This window comes from Phycisphaeraceae bacterium (genome assembly GCA_040222855.1).
Taxonomy (GTDB): domain Bacteria; phylum Planctomycetota; class Phycisphaerae; order Phycisphaerales; family Phycisphaeraceae; genus Mucisphaera.
Map to the genome: position 1 here is coordinate 559,206 of JAVKCD010000003.1, position 24,438 is coordinate 583,643.

A 24,438-nucleotide genomic window follows, 5' to 3' on the forward strand; every position below is an offset into this window, starting at 1 on the left:
CTGACGAGCGATGACAGATCGGTCGTGACCACGATCCTCTCGGAGAGGAGCTTTCCGGGCAAGGCAGGGGGATGAGATGATGAGATGTCGAGTTGCTATCGGATCAGTCGGCTTCATCAAACGGCGTGTACGAGAAGCCCGTCAGAATGACTTCGACGGGCTGTCCATCGGTCGGCGGGTCTCCCAAGCCCTGTCTGTCTGCGTTAAGCAACCAGAGATTGATACGCACCGAAGTGGTGGGACTAGGACGCGGGATGGTGATGGGGCCGGTTACTTCGCCCGCCGGGTTGCCTGTGGTGCGTGGCGGGTTGCTGGCGTCGTACGACCACGCAGCGATCAGCCGATCGGCGTCGGGCCCCTGGTCGCCGATATAGCTGGAGCAGGTGATGCGATCGGGTGTCCAGCGGATGACGTGCGTTGAGCCCTCGCCCTGGAGATCAATGGTCTCGGCCCGGTAGCGCTCCCGGTGCCGTTGGCCCTCGACCCCTCGCGTGGGATGGACCGAGTAGTGCAGATTCGGCGCATCAGCTTCTGCCCATCGGGTCAGTTCGATGTCGATCTCGGAGTTGGCGTCGGTGGCCCAGGTGTGATGGTCCCAAGTGAACAGGCCCAGGACGGCGTTTGGGTCGAGGTGTTCAGTGCCTGGCGCAAGTCGGAACTCATACGTACCGTAGCCAACGGGCCAATCTGAGATGATCTCGCTGCTAAGCCAGCGGCCGTCACGCTCGTGCAGACGCAAGTGCAGAAAGCCATCGTCGTCCACCCAGACCTCGGTGGGCTCGTGGGAGAAGTGATTGGGCCCAGGCCCCGCAGGCTCCGGGGTATGCTTGATCCCCCAGGTATAGCCCGCGAACTCCATGCGTTTAATGACCTGCTCCTGAGCTTGGGTCAACGTCGTCATGCAGAAGACCATGCATACGATTGACAGAGAAAAAAAGTGCTTATTCAAGAGACGCCGTGAGTTAAGTTCATCCATTGTTCAGAACAAAGGTAGCAAGTTTAATCCTCATCCGACATGAGCGGCCGTTCGACGCGGGAACAGTTTGGCGGAGTCGCTAGTATCCCCCATATGAATGATGCAGTTGAGCCTAACGGGACGGACGGGGTCGAGAAGGTCGTCATCATCGGCTCCGGCCCGGCGGGGTGGACGGCGGCGATCTACGCGGCCCGAGCGAACCTCAATCCGCTGGTTTATGAGGGTTTCCCCAAGCAGACGCCGTCGATCGTGCTCCCCGGCGGGCAGTTGATGCTGACGACCGAGGTCGAGAACTACCCCGGATACCCCGATGGCCGCACCGGCCCGGACATGATGGGCGATTTCAAGAAACAGGCCGAGCGATTCGGCACCCGGGTCATCATGGCGGACATCGACACGGTCGATTTCTCCCAGCGGCCCTTCGTGCTGACCTCGGGGGAGACCGTGATCAAGGCTCACAGCGTGATCATCGCGACCGGGGCGACGGCCAACTGGCTGGGACTCGACAGCGAGATGCGTCTGGCCCAGATGGGTGGCGGGGTCAGTGCCTGTGCGGTCTGCGACGGCGCGCTCCCGGCGTTCCGGGATCAGCCTCTCGGCGTCGTGGGCGGGGGCGATACCGCGATGGAAGAAGCCAGCTATCTGACCAAGTTTGCCAGCAAGGTCTACATCATCCACCGCCGTGACGAGCTGCGGGCCTCCAAGACCATGCAGGATCGCGTACTGAGCAACCCAAAGGCCGAGGTGCTCTGGAACAAAGGCGTCGTCGAGGTGCTCGGCGAAGAGCGGATCACCGGCGTCCGGCTCAAGGACACCGTGACGGGCGAGGAATCGACGCTGGACCTCGGCGGCCTGTTCATCGCCATCGGGCATACCCCCGCAACCAAGTTCCTGAGTGACTCGGGTCTCGAGTTCGACGACGGCGGGTATCTCAAGGTCGAAGGGTCCGGGACCGACACGAATATCCCTGGCGTCTTCGGCGCGGGCGATGTCAGCGACTCGGTTTACCGGCAGGCCGTCACCGCAGCCGGCATGGGCTGCAAAGCGGCCATCGACGCCGAACGCTGGCTCGCGGATCAGGGGATCGAGTAACCCCCCCGCGAGCCTCGCCGCCATGCATACGCCGCGCATCGACGGTGGTGGCTCGATCGCTGAATGAGGGTAAATCCCCACTGCAATCAACCGACTCTTTCATCGTTAGACAAGCATCTAGCGATGAAAGGGTTGAGCCATGACACGGAACTCACTCAATGGGCTGATTGACTTGGCCTTGGCGGGTCTGATGCTGGGGCTGCTGCTGACGGGTTTGGGGATGGCGTATGTGTTGCCCGCAGGGACGGGGCACTCGGCAACGCTCTGGGGGTTGAGTCGACACGGCTGGGGAGAGGTACATCTGTGGATGAGCTACACGGTCGTAGTGCTGGTGGGTCTGCACCTGGCGGTGCACTGGGGCTGGGTGCTGATTACAGCGCGGCGCGGCGTTTGGCCTGCGGCGAAGGGCTGCCCGTCGCTGGGGACCAAGGTTGTGACAGGCCTGGGCGCGGCGGCGCTGGTGATCGTGTTCGTGCTCAGTCTGGGTTGGTGGGCGACGGAATCGGTCATCCACAATGAGCGCGGCGAGGGCTGGCGGCATGAGGTGGGCGTGGTCCAGACCGATGCTCAGGATCTCCACGCAGATAACGAGCAACGGCCTAGGCGGAGAGCCTGGGGCGAGGGTCAGCGGAGTCGGTAGACCGCGGCCAGGATCGCGTCGGGGCTATCGGCGTCGGGCTCGGCCTTGAGGGCTCGATCGATCAGCACTTCGGCGGTCGCCCGCTGCTCGCCGAGGCGGATCAGGATCCCCGCGGCTTCCTCGGCAGGCCCGGAGAGGCCCGACGGTGAGGCCAATGGTTTTGTGGGGACAGCGGGTCGGTCGGGGTCGGGGAGGGTGAAGCGATCGACCTTGCCGGAGAGGGTGGCAATGATCGTCTCGGCGGTGCGCTTACCGATCTCGGGGAGCCGCTGGAGAGTCGGGAGATCGCGGTGGGTGATGGCGTTGGCGATGGCCGATGCGGGTAGTGCCATCGCACGGAGTGCTTTGCGGTGACCAATGCCCTTGCAGGTGATAAACAGCTCGAAGAAGGCGCGGTCGTCGGCGGTCGCGAAGCCCAGGAGGCGGGGCATGAAGCTCGTGCCCTGGTTCTGGCTGTCGATGATCATCAGGGTGTGCAGGGTGATGTCGCCGCCGAGGCGGTCTTCGAGGCGTTCGGCGTCGGCGGCGGGGACCAGGACGTCGAGGCTCATCGGGCCTGAGCGCAGGGTCACCCGGTCGGGGGCGACACGCTCGAGATGACCTGTGATGCGGCTGATCATGCCCGTGAGTTTACCCACGAGGGGTGCTGAGGGTTGCAAGGTGTCAGCCGTAGCGGGATGGCGTTACCTTGGTGGCATGAACAAGCAGAGCCTGATGTTGTTGCTGGCGGCGGTCGTGGGTCTTGGCGTGATCGCGGATTCCGGGATGGGTCAATCAGACGAACCGCTGGATTTTTCGAGGTACGAGGGCGTCACCCGACCGATGCAGCAGGTCAGGCTGTCGGCCCCGACAGACGGAATAGTTGACGCGGTGCTCATCAAAGAAGGGGCGATTGTCACCGTCGGGCAGCCGCTGATTCAGATGGATGATGAGGTTCAGCGGCTGGCGGCCGAATCGGCCAAGCTCCAGGCAGAGAGTACGGCTCAGATCGAGCGAGCCGAGTACGCGGTCAAGGAGACAGAGATCCTGGTCGATCGGATCCAGCAGAGCTTCGAGCGCGACGCGGCGAGCGAGTGGGAGGTCCGGCGGACATCGCTCAATCGTGACCAGGCCAAGGCCGACCACAAGCTGGCCATGGACAACCAGAAGCTGGCGATCAAGCGGTACGAGCTGGAACTGGCACGGCTTGAACGCTATCGGATTGACGCACCGTTCGACGGCGTGGTGCTCCGTCGGCTGGTGGAGCCGGGCGCGACCGTCCAGCGTGAGGACGAGCTGCTGATCGTCGCGAGCCGAAGCCCGATCCGGGCGGACATCCACCTGCCAGCCCGCGTCTACGGGGCTTTGAAGGTCGGTGGGCAGTATCGGCTGATCGGATCGACGCCCGCCCCCGAAGAGCTGGTCGGCGAGCTGACGGTGGTGGACGCGATGATCGATCCGGCCAGCCAGACATTCCGGTGCATGTTCGAGATCGACAACCCGGACGGCGCCATCCCGGCGGGGTTTGTGGTACGGCTGGGGTCTCTCGACCCGATCGAGTGAGTTCTATTCGGGGGCAAAGCCGAGGTGGCGTTCGAGCCAGTGGTCGTGTTCGAGCACGGCTTTCCGCTGGGCACGGGCAAGACGCTGCGCCCGCGACTGCGCTTGGTTAAACAGAAATCGTGTCGCCGATGGCTTGTTGGCGTAGCGGGTCAGCAACGCACGATCGACTCGGCGGGAATGGCGTTTGATCAGCTCGTCATCCAGGGAAATGAAGCAGACGGCGGAGCCGGGATCGCCCTGCCGGCCGGCACGACCAAAGAGCTGGCGATCGATCCGCCGGGTTTCGTGCCGTTCGGTGGCAATGACCGCGAGCCCGCCCGACTGGGCTACGTTCTGCGCGAGCTTGATGTCGGTCCCGCGACCGGCCATGTTCGTCGCTACGGTGATGCGGCGAGGCTCGCCGGCGCGGGCGACGATCTCGGCCTCTTCTTCGTGGCGGACCGCATTAAGCACCTCGTGCACCAGACCCTGGGCCGTGAGCAGCGTGCTCAGGTGTTCGGAGGCATCGACCGAACGCGTGCCGATCAGCACGGGACGGCCAGCGGCATGGAGTCGGCGGGTCTCCTCGACCACAGCATGCCACCTCTCATCGCTCGATGCGAAGACGCGATCGGGCTGCTCATCGCGGATGCAGGGCTTGTTGGTCGGGAAGCGCACGCTCACGAGGCGGTAGACCTCCCAGAACTCGTTGCGCTCCTCCCACGCCGTGCCGGTCATCCCCGAGAGGTGCTCGTACATCCTGAAAAATCGCTGGAAGCTGATGCGAGCGAGCGTTTCCTTGGCTGGTGTAACATCGATGCCTTCCTTGGCTTCGACGGCCTGATGCAGACCATGCCGCCAGCTGCGATCGGGCATCAGGCGACCGGTGGACTCGTCAACGATGACGATCTTGCCCTCGCGGACGACGTAGTGCTGCCCGCTGAGGAAGAGTTCCTTAGCGGACAGTGCCTGATGGACGAGTTCGTCGCGCCCGCGAGGCGTCGACCAGACGCCTGAGAGATCGAGGGCCTCAGCGAGTTCGGCGGCATGCTCACGGCCCGCGCGGGTGAGGTTAATCTCGCGGAAGCGTGCATCGACGCGGTAGTGTTGATCCCGCTGGAGATTCTCGGCGAGCTTGACAGCCTGCGCGAAGGCTTCGGCCTGTTCCTCGTTCTGGGCTTCAGCGGAGATAATCAGGGGCGTGACGGCCTCATCGATGAGAACCGAGTCGGCCTCATCGACGATCGCACGGGAGAGCCCGCGCTGGACGAGGCCTCTGCCGTGGGCACCACGGCCAGAAGTAATCGTGTCCACGAGGGTCGAAGCCAGCCCACGCTGACTGCCCTGCTTGAGTCGATCGCGGAGGTAGTCAGCGGCGACCTCCTTGTTCGTGAGGTAGGTGATGTCGGCGAGATAAGCCTCCCGGCGGGCGTCGTCGCGCATCTCACCATCGATGGACGCGACACGCAGCTGCGCCTTGCGGTAAAGCGGGGCCAGCGTCTGGGCGTCACGCTCGGCGAGGTAATCGTTGACGGTGATGACGTGGCAACCGCGGCCGATCCAGCCAGCGAGGATCGCCGGGAGCGTGGCGATCAGCGTCTTGCCCTCGCCGGTAGCGACCTCCGCGAGTCGAGCATCCATCATCGCCAGCCCGGCGGCGACCTGAACGACGAAGGGGCGGAGCCCGAGCGTACGGTCGGCCAGCTCGACAACCAACGCCAGTGCAGCATCGGTGTGAACCTGCTCAGCTCGACCGCGACGAAAGAGCGTGCGCAACTCATCGACCTGCTGATCGAGCGCGGGGGATGCGGCGGTACGGAGGGCCTCGGCGGTCGCGTGGACCTGCTCCGCTCGACGAAGGTAAGCAGCGGTGCGCGGGATCAGGGAGACCACGCGCGCACTGGCGGTGTTCCAGAAAGCATCGAGACCACGCGGGAGCTTGGGAGGCTTGGCCGGTCGGCTGAGATTCCGCCAGAGCTGACTGGGCGGAGGCGCTTCGTGGTCAAGTTGGGCGGGTTGCGTGGCGATCACAGCCCGAAGCGCTCCTGCAGCAGCCGCGCGACGGCATCCCACCACTGAGCCAGCAGCGGGCGATGACCGATGGCGAATCGCCCCACGATGCGCTGTCCGGGGCGGAGGTTCGCGGCGAGCGCATCAGTCGGCGTGATGCGAACTTCAAAGAATGGCTGCGCGGCGCGGCGCTGGTTGGGGTCTTCGGGGTCGGTCGCCATGAGCCCGCCAGCGTTCATCGAGAGTGCGGGGCTCGGGAGATTCGACTGGGCTGCGGGCGCGACCCGGGTGATGTCCCCGGTGAGCGTGTGCTCCGGGAGGCCGGCGACACGAAGCTCGACAGCGAGGTCGCCCACGAGATGACGATCGAGCAGGCGCGGGCCGAGTCCCTGATCGGCGATAATGCGGATGTCGAGCGTGGACACATCAAGCAGCGTGCCAAGGGGCTCGCCCTGCTTGAGGAATCGGCCCGGCGTCAGGCCATCGGCGGGGTCCCAATCGCCAGCAAAAGGTGCCTCGACGGTGAGATGACTGACCTGCTCGGCAACTCGGTCGAGCCGCTGAACCAGAGCGCCTCGCTGCTCCTGAAGCGCCTGGGTCTGGGCGGTCGATTCGGTGCGCGCCTGAGCGAGCTGGAGATCGAGCTGGCGAAGCTGGGCGGCAAGCTGCTTGTGCCGACTCATGAGTTCGGGATTCTCAGCAAGCAGCAGTGTGTCATTCTGTGCAAGACTCGCTGACGAAGGGGCACGTTGAATCAGGAAGCCATCGGCACCGGCGACGATGGTCGCGCGTTGCCTGGCCTCGACGACGCCTTCGGCTCGGCCGTGCTCCGGCGCCGGGATGATCGCCAACGCGAGAAGGATCAACGCGATCGGGGCCGCCGTCGTGGCGACAGACCTTGATCGTGTACGCGTGAGCTCCGGGCTCGTCGCGAGGTACTTGATCCACTTGCCAAGCGGGACGAAGACGAATCCGATGATGCCGGAGATCGCGAAGATCGCCCCAATAAAGAAGAACTGATCCGCGACGAAGAGGATGATCGTCACCATCAAAAAGATGCGGTAGATGCCCGAGAGGATGGCGTAGCTCAGCAGCCAGGGCGCTTCGCCGGGTGTGTGAGCGGGGTTGAACGGGCGGCGGACAGCGTAGGCGAACTTCTTGACGAGGTAGTACAGATAGTCCTTGGACCGCTGCATGAGGTTGGGGACCTCGAGCCCGTCTGAAAGCATGTAGTAGCCGTCGAAACGGATCAGCGGGTTGGCGTTGAACAGGATCGTCGAGACGCCTGCGATGAACATGATGTTGTAGGCCAGCGCGTGAATCGGCACGCCGTAGAAGGTGGTCTGCGCGTTGGTGCCGGCCCACACGATGGTCGCGATGGCGGCGGCGGCGAGCTCGAAGTACATGCCCGCGGCTCCGACCCAGAGCCGATGCCACTTGTTGCGCAGCGCCCAGGCAGAGGACGCATCGACATAGGGCACCGGCACGAAGACCAGCAGCATGATGCCGAGCGTGTGGACCTCCCCGCCAGCGTGGCGCTGCTGACCGAAGTGTTTGCAGGCGAAGCCGTGGCCCATCTCGTGCCAGAGCTTGATCACGACGATGGCGATATACAGCCAGAACAGGTTGCGGGGTGCGATGATCGATGACGCCTGGTCGATGAGCATGTCCGCCCGGCTGATGGCGACGAACAGACCGGTCATCACCAGAAGCGCCCAGAAAATCAGGCCGATCGGCCCGAAAGCCCAGCGCGTCAGGTGCACCCAGCGGTCGAGGAAGTTGTCGGGGTCATAAAGCGGGATGCGTGCGAACAGCAGGTTCATCAGGTAGCCGGTGACTTCGCGCCGGCGACGCTCGCGATAACGATCGAAGATCCCCGCAGTATCGGCGGAGACATCCGCATCGAGCAGATTGGCCGTGTAGAGCTGGCCGACGATCTGAATGGCCTCGCCCTGCGTGAGCGCCGTGTCGCCAAGCTGATCACAGCAGGCGTCCCAGACCTGACGGATGGTTCGGCGTCCATCGAGCATCGCCACAAAGCGATACGACGGCTCATCCAGACGGAAGAACTTGTTGTTGGACGGGTCGCGGATCACATGCCAGAGTCGGCCACGATAGTGCTGCCGGTAGGTCTCGACTTGGGGTCGCATGCGCGGTGCCATCTCGGCAACGCGGTACCAGGACTCGGAGAACAGGGGGCGTCGGGAGGACATGGCGTGGTGCTTAGACCCAGAGCTTCATGCGGAGCCATCGGATCGCGTCGCGCGTCCAGATGTAGATCAGAGGTCGCTGGCCGGCATCGATCTTGCCGACGCCTTGCATTCCCGGCTGGAGCGTGGCGTCGGGCTCATCAAACCGCAGGCGGACCTTAAAGACATTGCGACCTTCGACGACCTCCGCAGCGGGGTTGATGCGATCAACCGTGAACGGCAAGTACTTGCCAGGACTCGCCACTGAGGCGAACAGCCCGGTCTGACCCGGCTCGACCTCGTTGATGCGCGATTCGGTCACCGATAGCTCAGCGTACAGATCGTCGAGCGGAGCGATCTCAAACAGCGGTTGCCCCAACTCGAGCGCGACGCCGATCTGCTGCTTGAGATCACCCTCAATCACCACACCCGGGACCGTCGATCGGATCGACGCCTGCTCGATGCGGTAGGCGATGAGGTCAGCGCGGGCCCGGGCTTCATCAATCCTGGCCTGGGCGATCTGAAGCTCCGCGATCTCGCCATCCCGGCGGGCGGTTGCCAGGTCCTTCTCAAAACCCTCGATCTCAGCCAGCAACGAGGCTCGTTCGAGATAGAGGTCGGCGGTGTCCAGCGTGGCCAGAATCGTGATGTGCGGGATGACCGTGTCGCCAGGCTCGACATTCACCGTGGCGAGATAGCCGGCGAAGGGTGCCGAGACGATCTGCCGCTGGGCGGCCTTCACAACAAACGAGCCATCGACTCGATACCGCGCCGGATAAAGCGTCGCGATCAGCAGGAAGGCCAGCAAGCCGATCGCCGTCAGCTTCGCCCAGGTGTGCCGAGGCCCGACCAACTCCCCCACGTGCCGACGCGCCCACGCAGCTGCCCTAGCCCCGAACCAGCGGTCCGATCGCGATTGGCGGATCAGCGTCGGCGCGAGCAGGTCGGCGGCCAGCCGTAGGCCCTCGACCTGCCGGAGCGTCAGCGACTGATCGGACGGTAGTTCGATCAGCAGCACCGCCTCGGGCGTGCCTTCTAGCCGGAGTGGCAGCGCGAGGATTCGTGATGGCCCGTGTTTTTCCGAGAGCTCTGCTGTCGCACGAGAGACATAATCCGCCTCGGGAGACGCCGGCACGAGAATCTCGACGTCCTGGTCGAGGCACTCCTCCATCGCCGACTCGATGTCCTGGACCACGCGCATCTTGCGATTGAGTTGCTCGGTCTGGCTCATCGCCAGCAGGTGGATGTAACGCCCACGAAGAATGCCTAGTGAGACACGCATGGCTTTGGTGCGCTGCGCGATCTCGTTGCACGCCGCCATCGCGGCAGCGCGGAAACGATCGTGCTCCGCGACGGTCGCGAGCAGCGAGACGGCCCCGCCCATGAGTTCGAGATCGGCCTGCTTTCGCTTGAACGTCTGCCGCAGCTCAAAAAGACTGACTCCCGCAGCGGCAAGCTCCAGACGACGCAGAGATTGCTGGGCGCTGCCCGGGTTGCTGTCGCCAAGTAGATAGACCGCAACGCCACGAACGTCGTTCTCGCCACGCAAGGGCAGCAGCGCGACATGACCGGTCGGCGATCCGAGGTAGAGCCCGCTGGTGTCCTGATGAGGCATCACCCGGGGCTTGCCGTCGGTCAGCACAGCGGAGACGTTGGGCATGGCATCGGCAAGCCAACGCGGGCGGCGGGGCTCACCAGCCTGAGGTGCCGGGTCCAGTGCCAGGACCTCGACCACGCCCTGCCGTTCGGGTCGGAGCATCGCGCCAGCAAGTGCCAGCCCCGCGGCTCGCTGGGCTGCCAGGAAGCGCGCCAAAAACTGGTCCGGCGGGCCGTCGAGGCCGAACGGGTCTTCAGAATGCTGTTGCGTAGACGCGGCAAGGTCACCGACGCCGTGGACAGAGGTAGACATCAGCCACCGGTTGGCGGGCACTCACCACGAGCGAGGCCCTGGATTCTCCCTACCCATCCTATCGGCAATCCGCAGGAATCAGAGCGAGAGGACCCAGCTTCACATCATCTTCACCACAGCCCAAATGGGCTCTCGTCGTCGTCTGCGGTGTCCGACTCGAGCCAGCTTGCGCTGGAGGTCGTTGTGGAGCCAAGGGTTGTCTGCCTCGCACTGGCCCAGCGATGAGCCGCCTCGGTCTGTGCGAGGTTGCTGGATGGGGCCGGCGTATCGGTCTCGGCGGTGAGTGCGGGGGCCGGGAGAGGTCCGGTAAGCTCGGTGTCGAAGTTCGAGGCCAAGGTGGAGAGGTCGATGAGATCGACAGCGCCGTCGCCGTTGAAATCGCCTGCGGGTCCTGGGTCACCGAAGTTCGAAGCAAGCGTAGACAGGTCGATCAGATCGACGATCCGGTCGCCGTTGGTGTCACCGGGAAGCACGCCGTAGCTGTAGACAAAACTGCCGCCTGGCAGACCATCACCCGATGCCACAGAAACACCATCAAGCCACTCGCCGTCGAGGCTCACGCCCTGACCATCGACGATCGAACCGATCGCCTGCTGGAGCATATAGTTGCCCGTGCCTGGAGGCGCAGCGAGTGTCCATGTCGCCGTCATGGTGGCGTCGTTGAAGGTGAAGTCAATCACGCTACCACCCAACACCAGATCGCCCTGAGTCACAAAGACCTCCTCGGAGAACACCAGTGAGATGGTGTTGAGATTCGACCACGGCAAGGCGTCAAGTTGATCCGCACCCGTCGGCATCGAGTAGCCCAACCCACGACCCGGATCGATCTGATCGAGGAACGAGGTCGACCATGAACTGGAACCAACCACCACCTCGGTGACCACCGGCGGGTTGTCGGTCGGGATGTCAGCGAGCTGGGTGGCACGGACCGCGTCGGCAACCACAAAACCACCTGGTGGGGATGAGCTGGCATCAAGGATGATGAGCAAATCACCCGCGGGAAGATCATGGACGCCAAGAGATAACCAGCCATCTCCGGTGGAAGAGGATGGATCGATGTCAATGATCTGAAGACCCTCATCGGAGATGAAGCGATACGTTGCGATGTCACCCAGGAAGCCCGCGATGGCGGTTGGGATGAGCGCGTCAAGCTCGTAGCTGCCCGATGCTAGGAGTGACAGCGTCCACGTCGCTGAGTTCGCGTCGCCCGTCGCTGCTGCGTGTGCATCGGAACCCTCGAAGCCAACGCCAGTGAATGGCGACCAGGTACCAAAGAGCTGATTGCCAAAGACCGGCTCGATGTCTTCAATCACCACGCTTAGGCTTTGTGGCATTGCCTGCGCTAGCGATGACGCCAGGCTCTCGGTGTCCTCGGCATTCACCGAGACCACTCGATACGTGTAACTCTGGCCGTTGACCACGGCGGAATCCAGATAGACGGGGTAGGCAACCGGATCAAGCGTCAGACGATTGAAGTCGCCGCCCGGGCTGTCCTGTCGTTCGACGTGGTAGCCAACAATCGAGACATCAACAGGGGCCTGCCAACTCAGCACGACCTGACCGGGGAAGCTCTCGGCGACCACCGACGTCGGCGTATCCGGACGATCGATCGGCTCAGAGCCCAGGAACGTGAGGGCCGCGGCCATGATCGCGTGGCGGTCGGCCTGATCGGTGATCGCCTCGAACGGGAACGCGAGCATCACCAGCCCGCCTTGGCTTCCCAGAGTCGCCTCCGACTGGATCGCCGCTGTCCCGCCGGTGGCGTAGGTCAACGCGGCCTGCGAGAGACCGGTCGCGCTGATCACGTCGGGGGAGTTCACGTCATAGACCAGGTCGCCGTCGTCGAACGACAGCGAAATCCCGGCGAAGATCGATCCCGCAGTGCCCGAGGCGTTGTAAGTGTTCGCGTCATCCGAGACATAATCCGCGCGGAGCGTGTTGGTAAAGAAAGCCGATCCGTTCCCGAGCGCATCGAGGTCCCAGCCGATCTCAGAGCCCGACAGGAAGAGGTTGCCACCAGCGCTCACAAAGTTGCCAACCAGCGTTTGCTCGGTGGCATTGAACGTCGCGTCCGCTGAAGACTCCTCGCCAAGCACCCAGACCACGGTGGTGTACTGCGACAGGTCCACAGCGCCGGAGATCACCGCGTCGTTCTGGACCGAGTCAAAACCGATGCTGCTATCTGCGGCGAAGATCGCGTCGGCGTGCTGGATGGTGTAATCGAACGTGTTCATCCACTGCGGGCGGACACGGTCGATCACCGCTGAGCCGATGAACTGCTCGCGCACATTCAGCGAGCGGTCGTACCGGTCAAAGCCATTGACAATCAGGATCGCCGAGTCATCGGTCTGTCCCGGATTCGCCGCGACCACGGGCGAGTCCAGCGAGACCCCGCCATCGTTCACCGCCAGCACGCGGAAGTAGTGGACGCCGTTGCCCGGATCAAGATTTGTGAATGTAAATGAGGTGCTCGCCCCGCCAGCGACGAACGTCCCTCCATCGAAGCCGTACCCGTCGAAAGAGGTCTGAATGAGGTAGCCGGTGGGCGCTGCGCCGTTGACGCCACCCGAAACAGGGACATCCCAACTGACCGTCACTTCACCCGCCGAGTTGGTTCGTGCCGCGGTGTTGGTCGGAGCCTCGGGGGGCTCGACCGTCGAGGCGATCGTGCCAATCTGATCGAAGTACTGCATCATCGCGTGGACCTGCGACCGCGCGATCCATTGACGCACCTCGGGGTCACGCATCAGCTCGGTATCGAGCTGACTGTCGTGAAACGCCGTCTCGATAATGGTGGCGTCGAACTCGTTATTAATCCTGAAGTTGCTGATCTCGCCGAAGCTGGACGCGAAGACATTGATCGAGCGGTTAGACCAGAGGTGTTCGAGTGCTGGGGTGCCGATGGCCTGAAAATCATCGTTGATGGCGGCACCGGTGAGTTCGGCCCAGAGAGCCTGGTTGGGGGTGGCTGCTCCTGAGCTGGTGTTCAGCAGGCCAACAGCCCCACGGCCCCCACCAGCGTTCGAGTGGAACGAGAGGAACACGCGGTCCTGGAGTGATCCCGACGCTTCGCGGTTCATGAACTCGGCCCAACGCGGGGCCAGACTCACCGTTGCAGAACGATCGTCGGATGACGCTCGGTACTCCGAGGTCGGGATCCCCTGGCTGTCAGTGACCAGGCGCTCGACCCAGTAAAGCCCCGCCTCGTCTTCGCGTGAGCGCCCCGAGAGCTGACCATTGCGTGCGATGTCGCCCATGCCGTTGCCGAACCGGATCGCGTCGGCGATCACGACGCCGGAGTCATCGTTGCGGTTGGAGATATCAACGTAGCCGTCGGTGCCCTCGTCGAAATAGAAGTTACCGAGGTACACCCAGCCGGTGCCGACTTTGGTGTGGTCCACGCTGACCTCGGTGATCCCGCCGGTGTGATGCACCCGGTAGAGCTGGTCGACTCGGTCGGAACCCGAGAGCACAAAGGTGTAGACCGGGTAGTACCCCGCTTCGGGGATATCCGGTCGGTAGCGGGCGTAGGCCGTTTCGGACGCGGAGGTCGAAGCGAAGCGGTAAGGCACCTCACCAGCCTCGCCGTAGTAGACCGTCTGCGAGGAGTTCGACCAGCCGCCAACGAACGTGACTTCGGGATCGACGTTGTCGAGCACAACCTCGTTGAGCTGATGCTGCGCCGGGCGCAGCGGGACGATCGTCGCGCCCGCGTTCCAGAGCTGGTCGACCAGGAAGTTCATCTGATCGATGTTGCCAAGGTCCTCGACCAGCTCGAAGCCCTCGCCGCGCTGCGTGGTCCAGAACGAGCCGTTGGTCCAGGTGAAGCCGTGGCCAGCGTGGACGTAAACGATCTTGCCGGACAAGGCTCCCTGCGGCTGGGTGCCGACGGGTACCGGCAAGTCGGCGGTGCTCGCCTCGGCCAGCTCCAGCGTGACGGAGTTGTCGATCTGGATGACGCCCTGGGTCAGCAGTGCCTGATCGAGCGGGGTCTCGAACACATCAGCGGTCGAGAAACCCGTCCCGCTGAGCAGGACGCGGTCTTCCAAGGATTCGAGACGGGCGGATGGGTCCTGTGTACGGCGAACGACATGCGACACGGGCGGCTCCTTTTTCACTCCGGGTATCCACCAACAGCCTAGCGCTGAAGAGCGGGATGGGTAGGTATAAGAAGTGAAACACAGGGACTGGCTGCCGTCCAGTCGGGATTCGAGTAACTTCCGATACTCATATGCCCACCACCGGATGGTTGGAGGGGGTTATCTGGGTAAACCTGCAGGAGTGAGCATGGACATCGAGCTTCGATACGGATGCAACCCGAACCAGACCGGGGCCCGGGTGATGATGCCGGAGGGCCAGACCCCGCTGCGGGTGGTCAACGGGGGGGCGAGCTATATCAATGTGCTGGACGCCCTGCGGGGGTGGCAGTTAGTCCGGGAGCTGAAAGCGGTGACGGGGAAGCCCTCGGCGGCGTCATACAAGCACGTCAGCCCGGCGGGGTCGGCAATCGCGGGGAAGCTGACCGAGACCTTCTGCCGGGGGCATTTGATCGATGATGGGCCGAATCTGTCGCCGATTGCCACGGCGTACGCGAAGGCACGGAGTTCGGATCGATCGGCGTCGTTTGGGGACTTTGTGGCGTTGAGCGAGCCGGCGGACGAGTCGCTGGCGCGTCTGCTCAAGCCGGAGGTGTCGGACGGGATCATCGCGCCGGGCTATTCGGCAGAGGCCTTGGAGATTCTCAAGGCCAAGAAAGGTGGGAAGTACCTCATCCTGGACATCGACCCGACCTACGAACCACCTGAGCTGGAGGAGCGGGTCGAGTTCGGGATGCGGCTGGAGCAGAAGCGGAATGATCAGGTGATCAGCCCGGAGCTGCTCAAGCGGGTGGTGACGGAGAAACAGGACTTCACGCATGGGGCGGCGGAGGCGCTGATGGTGGCGACGGTGACGCTCAAGCACACGCAGTCGAACTCGGTCGCGCTGGCGGTGAGCGGTCAGGCGGTGGGAATCGGGGCGGGGCAGCAGAGCCGGATCGCGTGCACGCGGCTGGCGTGCGCCAAGGCGGAGGCGTGGCTGCTCAAGACACACCCGCGGGTGCTGGACCTTCCGTTTCGGGAAGGGCTGGCGCGGGCGGAGAAGGTGAACGTGATCGATCAGTTTGTGCGCTGGCAGGAACTGGGGCCGATCGAGCAGCAGCAGGTGCGTGGAGCGTTGACGGCGGACGCGGTGCCGATCACGCCCAGTGAGCGCGAGGCGTATCTCCAGCAGTTTGATGACCTGGCGATCAGCTCGGACGCGTTTTTCCCGTTCCGGGATAATCTGGATCGGGCGGCGCGGACGGGTGTGCGCGCGGTGCTGCAGGCGGGCGGATCGAAGCGGGATGAGGACTTAATCGCGGCGGCGAACGAGCACGGGATGGTGATGGCGATGTCGGGGGTGCGGTTCTTTCTGCACTAAGCTCGTATGCGAATCAGCTTAGGGCGGCGCGTTCGATGCTGGCAACGAGGTGATCGCAGGCGAGGGAGAGGTTGACGTTGGTGCGCACGAGGCGTTGCCAGCGTTCGACGGCGTCGATGGTGCCGAGGGGGCCGGCCATAACCTGATCGGAAGTCTCGGGTGTATCAGGGTCTAAGGTGGGGGCGAGGGTGGTGAGGCGGCGGCGGGCGATACCAGAGATCAGCGCGACCATGAGGCTCAGGCCGAGGCGGTTGGCGGCTTCTTTGGACGCCCCGGCGTGTTTTTCGACCCAGGCGGCGGCGAAGGTGTCGATGGTCTGGTGAATTTCGGCACCGAGTTCGGGCTGCGGTCGGCCGTTTTCGATCTCTTTGAGGCCGCGCTCGACGATCAAAGCTGGTTCGATGAGGTTGAACGTCAACGCAATATGCGCGCGGCCGAGGCTGCCATCGGCGAGGGCGACGAGTCTCTCTGTATCGTCTGCGGACAGGTCTTGTGCGCGGCGGGTGAGGAAGTCGCGGACGTGCTGGTCGTCGAGGGGGATGAAGCCGATGCGTTGGCAGCGTGATCGGATGGTGGGGAGGAGCCGGTCCTCGGAGGAGGTGACGAGGATGATCATGGTGCCGGCGGGGGGTTCTTCGAGGGTTTTGAGGAGGGTGTTCTGGCCGGTGAGGTTGAGGAGTTCGGCTTCATCGACGATGAAGACTTTGCGCCCGCTGAGGACGGGGGCGTGATAGGCGGGTTCGATGAGTTGTTCGCGGAGGATCTCGGTGGGGATCTGGGTGAGTTTGCGTTTGCGGATGTCGGCGTCGTCGGCGTAGCGGGCGAGTTCCTTGGTGATGATGTGGAGGTCGGGATGACCTCCGCCTACCTGACTGAGGTCGAGTTCGGTGGGGTCATCGGTGAGTTGGTCGAGGCCTGTGGCGTTGAGGAGGGTTTCGCCGAGGTGGTTGCAGGAGGGGCAGGTGTTGCAGGGTTGGCCGTCGGCGGGTTGTTGGCAGAGGTAGGCGCCGGCGAAGGCGAGGGCGGCGGTCATTTTGCCGACGCCGGCGGGTCCGTGGAAGATATAGGCGTGGTGGAGTCGGCCCGAGGCGAGTTGCCGGGTGAGGAGGTCGATGGCGTGCTGCTGGCCGATGAGGTTTCGCATATCGATCAGTCTAGTGTGGCGAGGACAAGGGATGGATGGGTCTGTAAACTCGGGCTCATGAGTGAGGACAATCCCTACAACGCGCGGCTGCTGGAACGGATCGATTTCAACCCGGAGCTGGCGGCGTTTCGCGTGGCTTATGAGGATGGGACGGCGATTGATTTTGAGCCGGGTCAGTTTGCGACGCTGGGGGTGATCGACCATGAGGCGGCGCCGAATCCGAGGCGGAAGGGTCCGAAGCTGATTCGGCGGGCGTACTCGATCGCGTCGGCGCCGAGGCAGAAGGAATACCTGGAGTTTTTCATTGTGCGGGTGGATGAGGGGAAGCTGACGCCACGGTTGTGGGAACTGAAGGCGGGCGATGGGTTGTTCATGGATCCGAAGCTCAAGGGGCATTTCACGCTGGAGGGTGTGCCGGAGGGCAAGGACCTGGTGATGATCGGGACGGGGACGGGGTTGGCGCCGTATCTGTCGATGTTCGAGCAGTATCGGGGGGCGGGTCGTTGGCGGAAGATCGTCATCATTCACGGGACGCGGCTGGCGGCGGACCTTGGGTATCGTGGTGATCTGGAGGAGGCGGCGAGGGAGGATGCGTCGCTGGTGTATGTGCCGATCTGTACGCGGGAGCCGGACACGTCGAACTGGAGTGGTTTGCGGGGTCGGGTGCACGTGGTGCTGGAGTCGGAGCGTTACCGTGAGCTGACGGGGGTGGAGCTTACGCCTGAGGATTCACATGTGTTTTTGTGCGGTAATCCGGCGATGATCGATCAGTGTCAGGAAGAGTTGGAGGCGCGGGGGTGGGTGACGAAGGGTCGTGAGCACCCGGACGGGAATCTGCATTTTGAGAGGTATTGGTAGCCCCCCCATCTCGGCCGAAGGCCGAGCTAGAGAGTGGAGAGGAGAAAGTCGTAAGTTGAGGGGAGGGGGCCTCTGGTTCCCGGGTCACGGTGCGCGAGGACTCTGGGCACCCGCCATCAGGCGTGGAGCGTGGCCATGACCTATGGCTTAGTCCTCGCGGGAGAGGGCTTGGGTGGGGGATGGCTGGGGCGAGGTTGGTTCTTCGGCGTCGGTGCGGCTTTGGGCGGGGATGACGGAGATGACGGGTTCGAGGTCATCGGGTTGGCCATCGACGAGGACGCGGAAGACGACGGGGCCGATAGTGATTTCGTCGCCGGGCTCGAGTTGGGCATCGGTGATGCGGAGGCCGTTGTGGTGAGTGCCGTTGGAGGAGCCAAGGTCGCGGACGGTGACGGCGTCGTCTTCGACCTCGAAGACGCAGTGCTTGCGTGAGACGGAGGCGAGGGGGATGCGGAGGTCGCAGCCGGCGGCGCGGCCGACGATGACATTGCCGGTGCTCAGGGGGAAGGCCCTGTGGCTGCCGTCGGCTTTGAACATGACGAGTTCGATGTTCATGTCACCTCACGCACGTTGCGGACTCTTCGGTCATCATACCCTGCGATGGCCCATTCACCGCCCCAAGAAAACCCGGAAGCTGGAGATGGGGTTGGTGCGTCGCTGGGATCAGGGGTCGCGATGATTTCGAGTCTTTATCTGCACGTTCCCTTCTGTTTCCACAAGTGTCATTACTGCGATTTTTACAGTCTGGCGGAGCCTGAGGGCCGGACGGACCGGCACGAGCCGTTTGTGCGGGCGCTGGTGTCTGAGTTGGAGCGAGCGGCGGGGGACATGCGGATCGAGGCGAGGACGGTGTTTGCTGGGGGCGGGACGCCGACGCTTATGAGTCCTGAAGTATGGGGCCTGCTTTTGTACGGGCTAGACAAAGTGCTGGATCGTTCTTTTGTGAAAGAGTTTACGGTCGAGGCGAATCCGGAGACTGTTACAGAAGAGTTGGCCGGGACGCTGGTGGCGGGCGGGGTGACGCGGTTTTCGATCGGTGCTCAGAGTTTTCAGCCGCGTCTTCTGAAAGCTCTGGAGCGTTGGCATGATCCTGTGAATGTGGGTCGGTCGGTGCGGATTCTGCGGTCTGCGGGGGTGAGGCGGCTTAACCTGGACCTGATTTTCGCGATCCCGGGTCAGACGCTGGGGGAGCTGGATCGTGATCTGGATGAGGTGCTGGCGTTGGAGCCGGAGCATGTGTCGTGTTATGGGCTGACGTATGAGCCGAACACGGCGTTGACGACGCGGCTGCGGCTGGGGCGGGTGCGGCGGGTGGAGGAGGAGCTGGAGCGGGCGATGTACGAGCGGGTGCTGGAGCGGCTGGGGGGTGCGGGGTATGAGCACTATGAGATCAGCAACTGGGCGCGGCCTGGGGAGCGGTGTCTGCATAATCTGGCGTACTGGCAGAATGACAACTGGCTGGGGGTGGGTCCGGGGGCGGCGTCGCATGTGGATGGTCGGCGGTGGAAGAACGAGCCGCATCTGGGGCGGTATTTGAGTGGGAGCCCGGCCCCGCCACGGGTGGATGAGGAGGAGCTGCCGGAGCATCAGAGGCGTGGGGAGTTGCTGATGCTGCGGTTGCGGCTGCTTGAGGGGGCGGAGCTGGGTTGGTTGGGGGCGTTGCTGCCTGAGGGTGACTGGCGGTGGGCGGAGATCGAGGGGTTGGTTGGGATGGGGCTGCTGGAGCGGACGGAGACGCACCTGCGGCTGACGGGGCAGGGGTTGTTTGTGGGGGATGATGTGGTGGGGCGGCTGCTTTAGGGGCGGGTGTGCGCATGGGGGTGTGTGCGCATGGTGGGGGTGGATTTTGGGTGGGGTGGGGGTGTCGCAGGCTGTGGCGGGGATTTAGCGGGGTTTGTGGCGTGTTTTGAGGTTGTTTTTGGGGGTGGTTTTGGGCTGTAAAACGACGTGAAGTGGTGGTCAACGACCGTGAAACGACGCCAAAGGGGGTTTAATGGCGGTGGTTTGTGCGCATAGGTAACTGGTGTGCGCATGCGGTGATTCTGTGGGCAGCCTTTGGCTGACCACAGCCACCCCCGGGGGGGTGGACGACAGGTCCTGGCGTGTGAGGGTGCTGGCACACAGCACGCCTTTAGCGTGCCATGTGGCACCCGGAAATGTGGCACCCGAGGGGGGCTGCGGAGGGTGTGGGTTTGGTCTCGGGCTGGGGTGGTTTTAAGGGTTGCTGGCATCCTGGGCTGCTTGCTGGGCTGCTTGCTGGGTCCAGCGCACCTGCTGGTAGCAGCCGGCGGCCCAGGTGCCGAGGATGAGGCCGAGGATGGCGGCGAGGAGGCGGAAGCGGCGGGGTTTTCGGGGTGGGCGGGGCATGGGTTGGAGTGGGGTGGAGAGAACGGTTGGTGGTTCCCGGGTCAAACGCCTGTGGCGTTATGACCCGGGCCACCCATCTTTGGGGTTATGACGCGGGGCACCCCGGGGCTCGTAGGGTTTTTGGTGTGCGGGTTATTTTTTGCCTTTACCGCGGGCGCGGCGTTGTTTTCGGTTGAGAGGGGCGGTGGTGTTGTCGGCCTGGTCGCGGAGTTGGGCGGCGCGTTCTTTGAGACGCTGTTCGGTCTCGGCGCTGACTGCCCCCCCACCCATCCCACCAGGACCCGCGGCGCCCATCGCTGCGTCTGCGGGGTTGCCGGCGCCAGCTGGGGTGGCGGCCATAGCGGACTGTGCGGTGGGGTGTACGGCTTGCTGGTCGCCGTAGACGTTTCGCAGTTTGACGTTGGGTGTGAGTTTGGCGCGGAAGATGAGTTCGACGACGCGGTCGCGCACGCCGGCCTGCATCTCGCGGAACTGTTTGGCGCCTTCCCGTTTGTATTCGATGCGGGGGTCTTTTTCGGCGTAGCCCCGGAGGTTGATGGAGTCTTTGAGGGTGTCCATGCCGTAGAGGTGATCTTTCCAGGCCTGGTCGAGGATCTGGAGGAGGACGAAGCGTTCGAGTTGGGTGAGTTCACTGCGGAGGGTCTCACGGCAGCGAGGGTTGAGGAAGTCGGCGATGTTGTCGGCTTGTTCGAGTTCATCGGGTAGGACTTCGACGCCAAAGCGTTCGCGGACCCATGCGGCGACTTCTTTGGGGTCGGCGTTGCGTTGGCTGATCTGCTGGTCGAGGTATTCTTCGAGTCGGCCGTCGCGGAGCCAGCCCTGTGCGGTGTCCATGAGTTTGTCGTAGATTTCCTGGGCGGACATGGCGCCGATGGTTTCGTCGTTCCAGTCGAGTCCGTAGCGGTTGTTGGCGAGTTCGAGGAGTCGGTCGAGTGCCCAGCGTTGGTCCTGGAGGGCGCCCTGATAGACGGCTTCGAGGTGGTATTCGACGGGGTAGACGATTTCGCGTTCGGAGTAGGCGTGCTTGGCTTTTTCGAGGATGTGGTCGACGGTGTCGTCGAACTCCTGCTCGAAGATGTCGTCGATATCGATCTTGATCTCGAACTTGGCATTGGCCCATTCGGCGAGTTTTTCGTAGCCGAAGCGGGCGTTGAGGTAGATAGCGAGTTTGGAGAGGTCTCGTTTGTCAACCTGTTCGGCGGCGGCTTCTTTGAGTTGGTCGCGGACTTCTTCGGCGGACATTTTTTCGATGCGTGAGATGGGGAGGTTGACCTGGAAGCGGCTCATGGCCCATGCGGAGAGTGCTTTGGCGTCCCAGGTGGAGGGGTTGTGTTCGTCGGGCATGTATTCGCCGAGGGTGACGTTGATGGTATCGCGGGATTCGTTGATGGCGCCGTTGCGGATGGAGGCTTCGAGGTCGTCCTGGCTGTCGAGGTGGATGCGAGCGGGGTCGATGCTGAACTCGAGGTTGGTTCGGCACCACTCGGCGACCTGTCCGCGACGGAACTCGGGGTCGAGGTAGAGGCCGACGGCGTCTTCGATGGCGTCTTCGAAGTATTCGAAGATGAGGTCGCGGATGGCGGTGCCTTCGAGGACACGTTGTCGGAGGTCGTAGAAGGTGTTTCGCTGGTGTTCCATGAGTTCGTCGAACTCGAGGAGTTGTTTGCGGATCTGATAGTTGCGTTCTTCGACCTTGCGTTGGGCGCGTTCGACGGACTTGGTGACCCATGAGTGTTCGATGGCGTCGCCTTCTTTCATGCCGAGTTTGGAGAGGGCCATCATGGTGGTTTTGCCTGCGAAGAGTTTCATGAGGTCGTCTTCGAGGCTGATGAAGAATCGAGAGGAGCCGTTGTCGCCTTGTCGTCCGGCGCGACCGCGGAGCTGGTTGTCGATTCGGCGGGCTTCGTGGCGTTCGGTGCCGACGATGTGGAGTCCGCCCATTTTTTCGGCGTGGGTCCAGATCTGGAGGCGGTGTTTGACGTAGTCGGGGAGCTCGTCGAGGGCCTTGGTGCAGTCGTCGAGGTCCATTTTCTCGACGCGTTTTTCTTCGAGGAAGGCGTCGGTGAGGCACCAGTGGCGGAAGAGTTTGAGGCGGAGCTGGTCATCGGGGAGTTCTTCGAGGTCGCGTTTTTTGAGGCCGAGTTCGGTGGCTGCCTGGTGTCGGTAGGCGAGGTTGATGAGTTCGTCATCGGTCATCTCGGCGGCGGCCTGCTTGGGCAGGAGGTTGCGGAGTTGCCAGTGGCGGACGAGGTTGGCGCGGTCGATGGCGCGGAGTTTGATGTCGGTTCCGCGGCCGGCCATGTTGGTGGCGATCATGACGGCGCCGAGTTCGCCGGCGGCTTCGACGATGTGTGCTTCGCGTTCGTGCTGCTTGGCGTTGAGGACCTCGTGCTTGATGGCGTGTTTCTGGTTGAGGAGTTTGGAGAGCATCTCGGATTTTTCGACGGAGGTGGTTCCGACGAGGACGGGTCGGCCGTAGTCGTGGACGCGTTTGATCTCGTCGACGATGGCGTTCCATTTATCTTTGGAGGAGAGGAAGATGAGGTCTTCGCGGTCGTGTCGTGCGATCTCGCGGTTGGTGGGGATGCAGACGACGTCGAGTTCGTAGATTTCGCGGAACTCGGTGGCTTCGGTGATGGCGGTACCGGTCATGCCGGCGAGTCGTTTGTAGAGTTTGAAGAAGTTCTGGAGGGTGACGGTGGCCATCGTCTGGGTTTCTTGTTTGACGGTGACGCCTTCTTTGGTCTCGATGGCCTGGTGGAGTCCGTCGGACCATTGCCGGCCGACCATGAGGCGGCCGGTGAACTCGTCGACGATGACGACTTCGCCGTTCTGGACGACGTATTCCTTATCGCGTTCGTAGATGACGTGACCGCGGAGGGCGTTTTCGAGGAGGTGGGGAAGGTCCATGTTGGTGCCGACGTAAAAGGAGCCGACGTCGGCCTGTTTCTGGGCTTCTTCGATGCCTTCGTGGGTGAGGTAGGTGGCTTTGCGTTCGCGGTTGACCTCGTAGTACTGGGTGTGCTGATCGCGCTGGGCTTCGAGGATCGGGACCTGCTTGGCGAGGTCTTTCATCTCGGCTTTCATTTCGGCGATCTTGTCTTTGTCGCGGCTGTTGCGGATGTCGCCTTCGAGTCCCTTGATGCGTCGGTTGGCAGCCTGGACTTTTTCATCGGCGGCGTCCCACTGCTTCTGGCACTGGATGAGGTGTCGAGCCATCTGGTCGGCGAGAGCGTAGCGAGGCTGCTGGTCGTGTGCGGGGCCGGAGATGATGAGGGGTGTGCGGGCTTCGTCGATGAGGATGGAGTCGACTTCGTCGACGATGCAGAAGTCGCGTCGTTTCTGGACCTGCTCCTGGGTGGAGAGTTTCATGTTGTCGCGGAGGTAGTCGAAGCCGAACTCGGAGTTGGTGCCGTAGACGACGTCGCAGTGGTAGGCCTGGGCTTTGAGTTGAGGGGGGACCATGTGCTGGGGGTGGATGGCGCCGACGGTGAGTCCGAGGGCGTAGTAGAAGGGGAAGACCCAGTCGCGGTCGCGTTGGACGAGGTAGTCGTTGACGGTGACGACGTGGCATCGGTGGTTTTCGATGCAGGCGGCGTAGCAGGCGAGGGGAGCGACGATGGTTTTGCCTTCGCCGGTTTTCATTTCGGCGACGCGTCCTTCGGAGAGGACCATTCCGCCTATGAGTTGGACGTCGAAGGGTCGGGCGCGGAAGGGAGGTCGTGACTGGGGGTAGATGGCGCGGATGGCGTCGTAGAGTTCGTTGGGAACCTCGACCTGGAGCCAGCCGGGGGCGGGTTCTCCGCCTATGACGGGCTCGGGTTCGAGGGCGGAGGCCTTCTCGACGAGTTCGTGGTAGAGCGGTTGGAGGTTTTCGGGGAGTTGGGATGCGTCGAAGCCGTTGGCGGGGTCGAGGGTTTTGCGGAGTCCGACGGCGCGGTCCATGGCTTCGCGGGCGACGGCCATGACTTCGGGGAGGAAGGAGCTGAGGGGTGTGCCGTCTTTGACGCGTTGGCGGAACTCGGCGGTTTTGTCGCGGAGCTGGGCATCGGTGAGTTGGCGGGTGGCCTGCTCGTGGCTGCTGATCTGCTCGACGCGGCGGTGGTAGCTCTTGACGAGGCGCTGGTTGCGGGAGCCGAAGAGCTTGCTGAAGACCTTGCTGACGGCCTTGGAAACCATGTGATTGACCTTTTTGCGAGAGAGCGTCCGGGGCATTGGCCGCGGGCGGGATGGTTTATGGCCCCCGTGTGGCGGGCGCCATCTGGTGTGTTT

The 24,438-nt window shown here is 63.3% G+C and carries 16 protein-coding genes; 6 read left to right on the forward strand and 10 right to left on the reverse strand.

Features of this window, described 5'->3' with window-relative positions:
- Positions 1–103: 103 nt before the first annotated feature.
- Entirely contained in the window at positions 104–901 is a 798-nt protein-coding gene (locus RIG82_02520; GenBank protein MEQ9459815.1) for a glycoside hydrolase family 16 protein, read from the reverse strand.
- A gap of 168 nt (positions 902–1,069) precedes the next feature.
- Here RIG82_02520 and trxB point away from each other — a divergent pair, with 168 nt between their 5' ends.
- The gene (gene trxB / locus RIG82_02525) at positions 1,070–2,068 is read left to right on the forward strand and encodes a thioredoxin-disulfide reductase (protein MEQ9459816.1); all 999 of its coding nucleotides are present in this window, start codon (positions 1,070–1,072) and stop codon (positions 2,066–2,068) included.
- 139 nt (positions 2,069–2,207) lie between these two features.
- Positions 2,208–2,708 (forward strand): DUF4405 domain-containing protein, encoded by a 501-nt coding sequence (locus RIG82_02530; GenBank protein MEQ9459817.1) that lies wholly within the window; start codon positions 2,208–2,210, stop codon positions 2,706–2,708.
- Here the strand turns inward: RIG82_02530 and ruvA are convergent.
- A complete protein-coding gene (ruvA, locus tag RIG82_02535; GenBank protein MEQ9459818.1) occupies positions 2,693–3,328 on the reverse strand; it encodes a Holliday junction branch migration protein RuvA in 636 nt (211 codons plus the stop codon). The two genes, RIG82_02530 and ruvA, sit on opposite strands and share 16 nt — an antisense overlap.
- A gap of 76 nt (positions 3,329–3,404) precedes the next feature.
- On the opposite strand from ruvA, the gene RIG82_02540 reads away from it, so the two are divergent.
- Positions 3,405–4,250 carry an efflux RND transporter periplasmic adaptor subunit gene (locus RIG82_02540; GenBank protein MEQ9459819.1) on the forward strand — a complete coding sequence of 282 codons (846 nt, stop codon included), beginning with the start codon at positions 3,405–3,407 and terminating at the stop codon, positions 4,248–4,250.
- A 3-nt stretch (positions 4,251–4,253) separates the two neighbouring features.
- On the opposite strand, the gene RIG82_02545 is transcribed toward RIG82_02540, so the two are convergent.
- From RIG82_02545 to RIG82_02560, 4 genes are all read right to left on the reverse strand, one after another.
- Entirely contained in the window at positions 4,254–6,260 is a 2,007-nt protein-coding gene (locus tag RIG82_02545) for a hypothetical protein (GenBank protein ID MEQ9459820.1), read from the reverse strand.
- Complete coding sequence (locus RIG82_02550) at positions 6,257–8,452, reverse strand: hypothetical protein (protein MEQ9459821.1); 2,196 nt, start codon at positions 8,450–8,452, stop codon at positions 6,257–6,259. The genes RIG82_02545 and RIG82_02550 overlap by 4 nt, the downstream gene beginning before the upstream one ends.
- A 10-nt stretch (positions 8,453–8,462) precedes the next feature.
- Positions 8,463–10,337, reverse strand: a complete 1,875-nt coding sequence (locus tag RIG82_02555; protein MEQ9459822.1) for an efflux RND transporter periplasmic adaptor subunit — start codon at positions 10,335–10,337, stop codon at positions 8,463–8,465.
- A gap of 110 nt (positions 10,338–10,447) precedes the next feature.
- Positions 10,448–14,437 carry a hypothetical protein gene (locus RIG82_02560; protein MEQ9459823.1) on the reverse strand — a complete coding sequence of 1,330 codons (3,990 nt, stop codon included), beginning with the start codon at positions 14,435–14,437 and terminating at the stop codon, positions 10,448–10,450.
- A 187-nt stretch (positions 14,438–14,624) separates the two neighbouring features.
- Here RIG82_02560 and RIG82_02565 point away from each other — a divergent pair, with 187 nt between their 5' ends.
- Positions 14,625–15,797 (forward strand): phosphoribosylaminoimidazolecarboxamide formyltransferase, encoded by a 1,173-nt coding sequence (locus RIG82_02565; GenBank protein ID MEQ9459824.1) that lies wholly within the window; start codon positions 14,625–14,627, stop codon positions 15,795–15,797.
- Between the two features lie 13 nt (positions 15,798–15,810).
- Here RIG82_02565 and RIG82_02570 read toward each other — a convergent pair whose 3' ends face one another.
- On the reverse strand, positions 15,811–16,941 hold the full coding sequence (locus RIG82_02570; GenBank protein ID MEQ9459825.1) for a DNA polymerase III subunit: 1,131 nt from the start codon (positions 16,939–16,941) through the stop codon (positions 15,811–15,813).
- Between the two features lie 57 nt (positions 16,942–16,998).
- On the opposite strand from RIG82_02570, the gene RIG82_02575 reads away from it, so the two are divergent.
- A complete protein-coding gene (locus tag RIG82_02575) occupies positions 16,999–17,799 on the forward strand; it encodes a ferredoxin--NADP reductase (GenBank protein ID MEQ9459826.1) in 801 nt (266 codons plus the stop codon).
- Positions 17,800–17,946: 147 nt separating this feature from the next.
- On the opposite strand, the gene RIG82_02580 is transcribed toward RIG82_02575, so the two are convergent.
- The gene (locus RIG82_02580) at positions 17,947–18,354 is read right to left on the reverse strand and encodes an FHA domain-containing protein (GenBank protein ID MEQ9459827.1); all 408 of its coding nucleotides are present in this window, start codon (positions 18,352–18,354) and stop codon (positions 17,947–17,949) included.
- A 120-nt stretch (positions 18,355–18,474) separates the two neighbouring features.
- On the opposite strand from RIG82_02580, the gene hemW reads away from it, so the two are divergent.
- A complete protein-coding gene (gene hemW, locus RIG82_02585) occupies positions 18,475–19,599 on the forward strand; it encodes a radical SAM family heme chaperone HemW (protein MEQ9459828.1) in 1,125 nt (374 codons plus the stop codon).
- 414 nt (positions 19,600–20,013) lie between these two features.
- Here hemW and RIG82_02590 read toward each other — a convergent pair whose 3' ends face one another.
- Positions 20,014–20,166: a hypothetical protein gene (locus tag RIG82_02590; GenBank protein ID MEQ9459829.1), complete on the reverse strand. Its 153-nt coding sequence runs from the start codon at positions 20,164–20,166 to the stop codon at positions 20,014–20,016.
- Between the two features lie 132 nt (positions 20,167–20,298).
- Positions 20,299–24,345 (reverse strand): preprotein translocase subunit SecA, encoded by a 4,047-nt coding sequence (gene secA / locus RIG82_02595; protein MEQ9459830.1) that lies wholly within the window; start codon positions 24,343–24,345, stop codon positions 20,299–20,301.
- Positions 24,346–24,438: the final 93 nt, after the last annotated feature.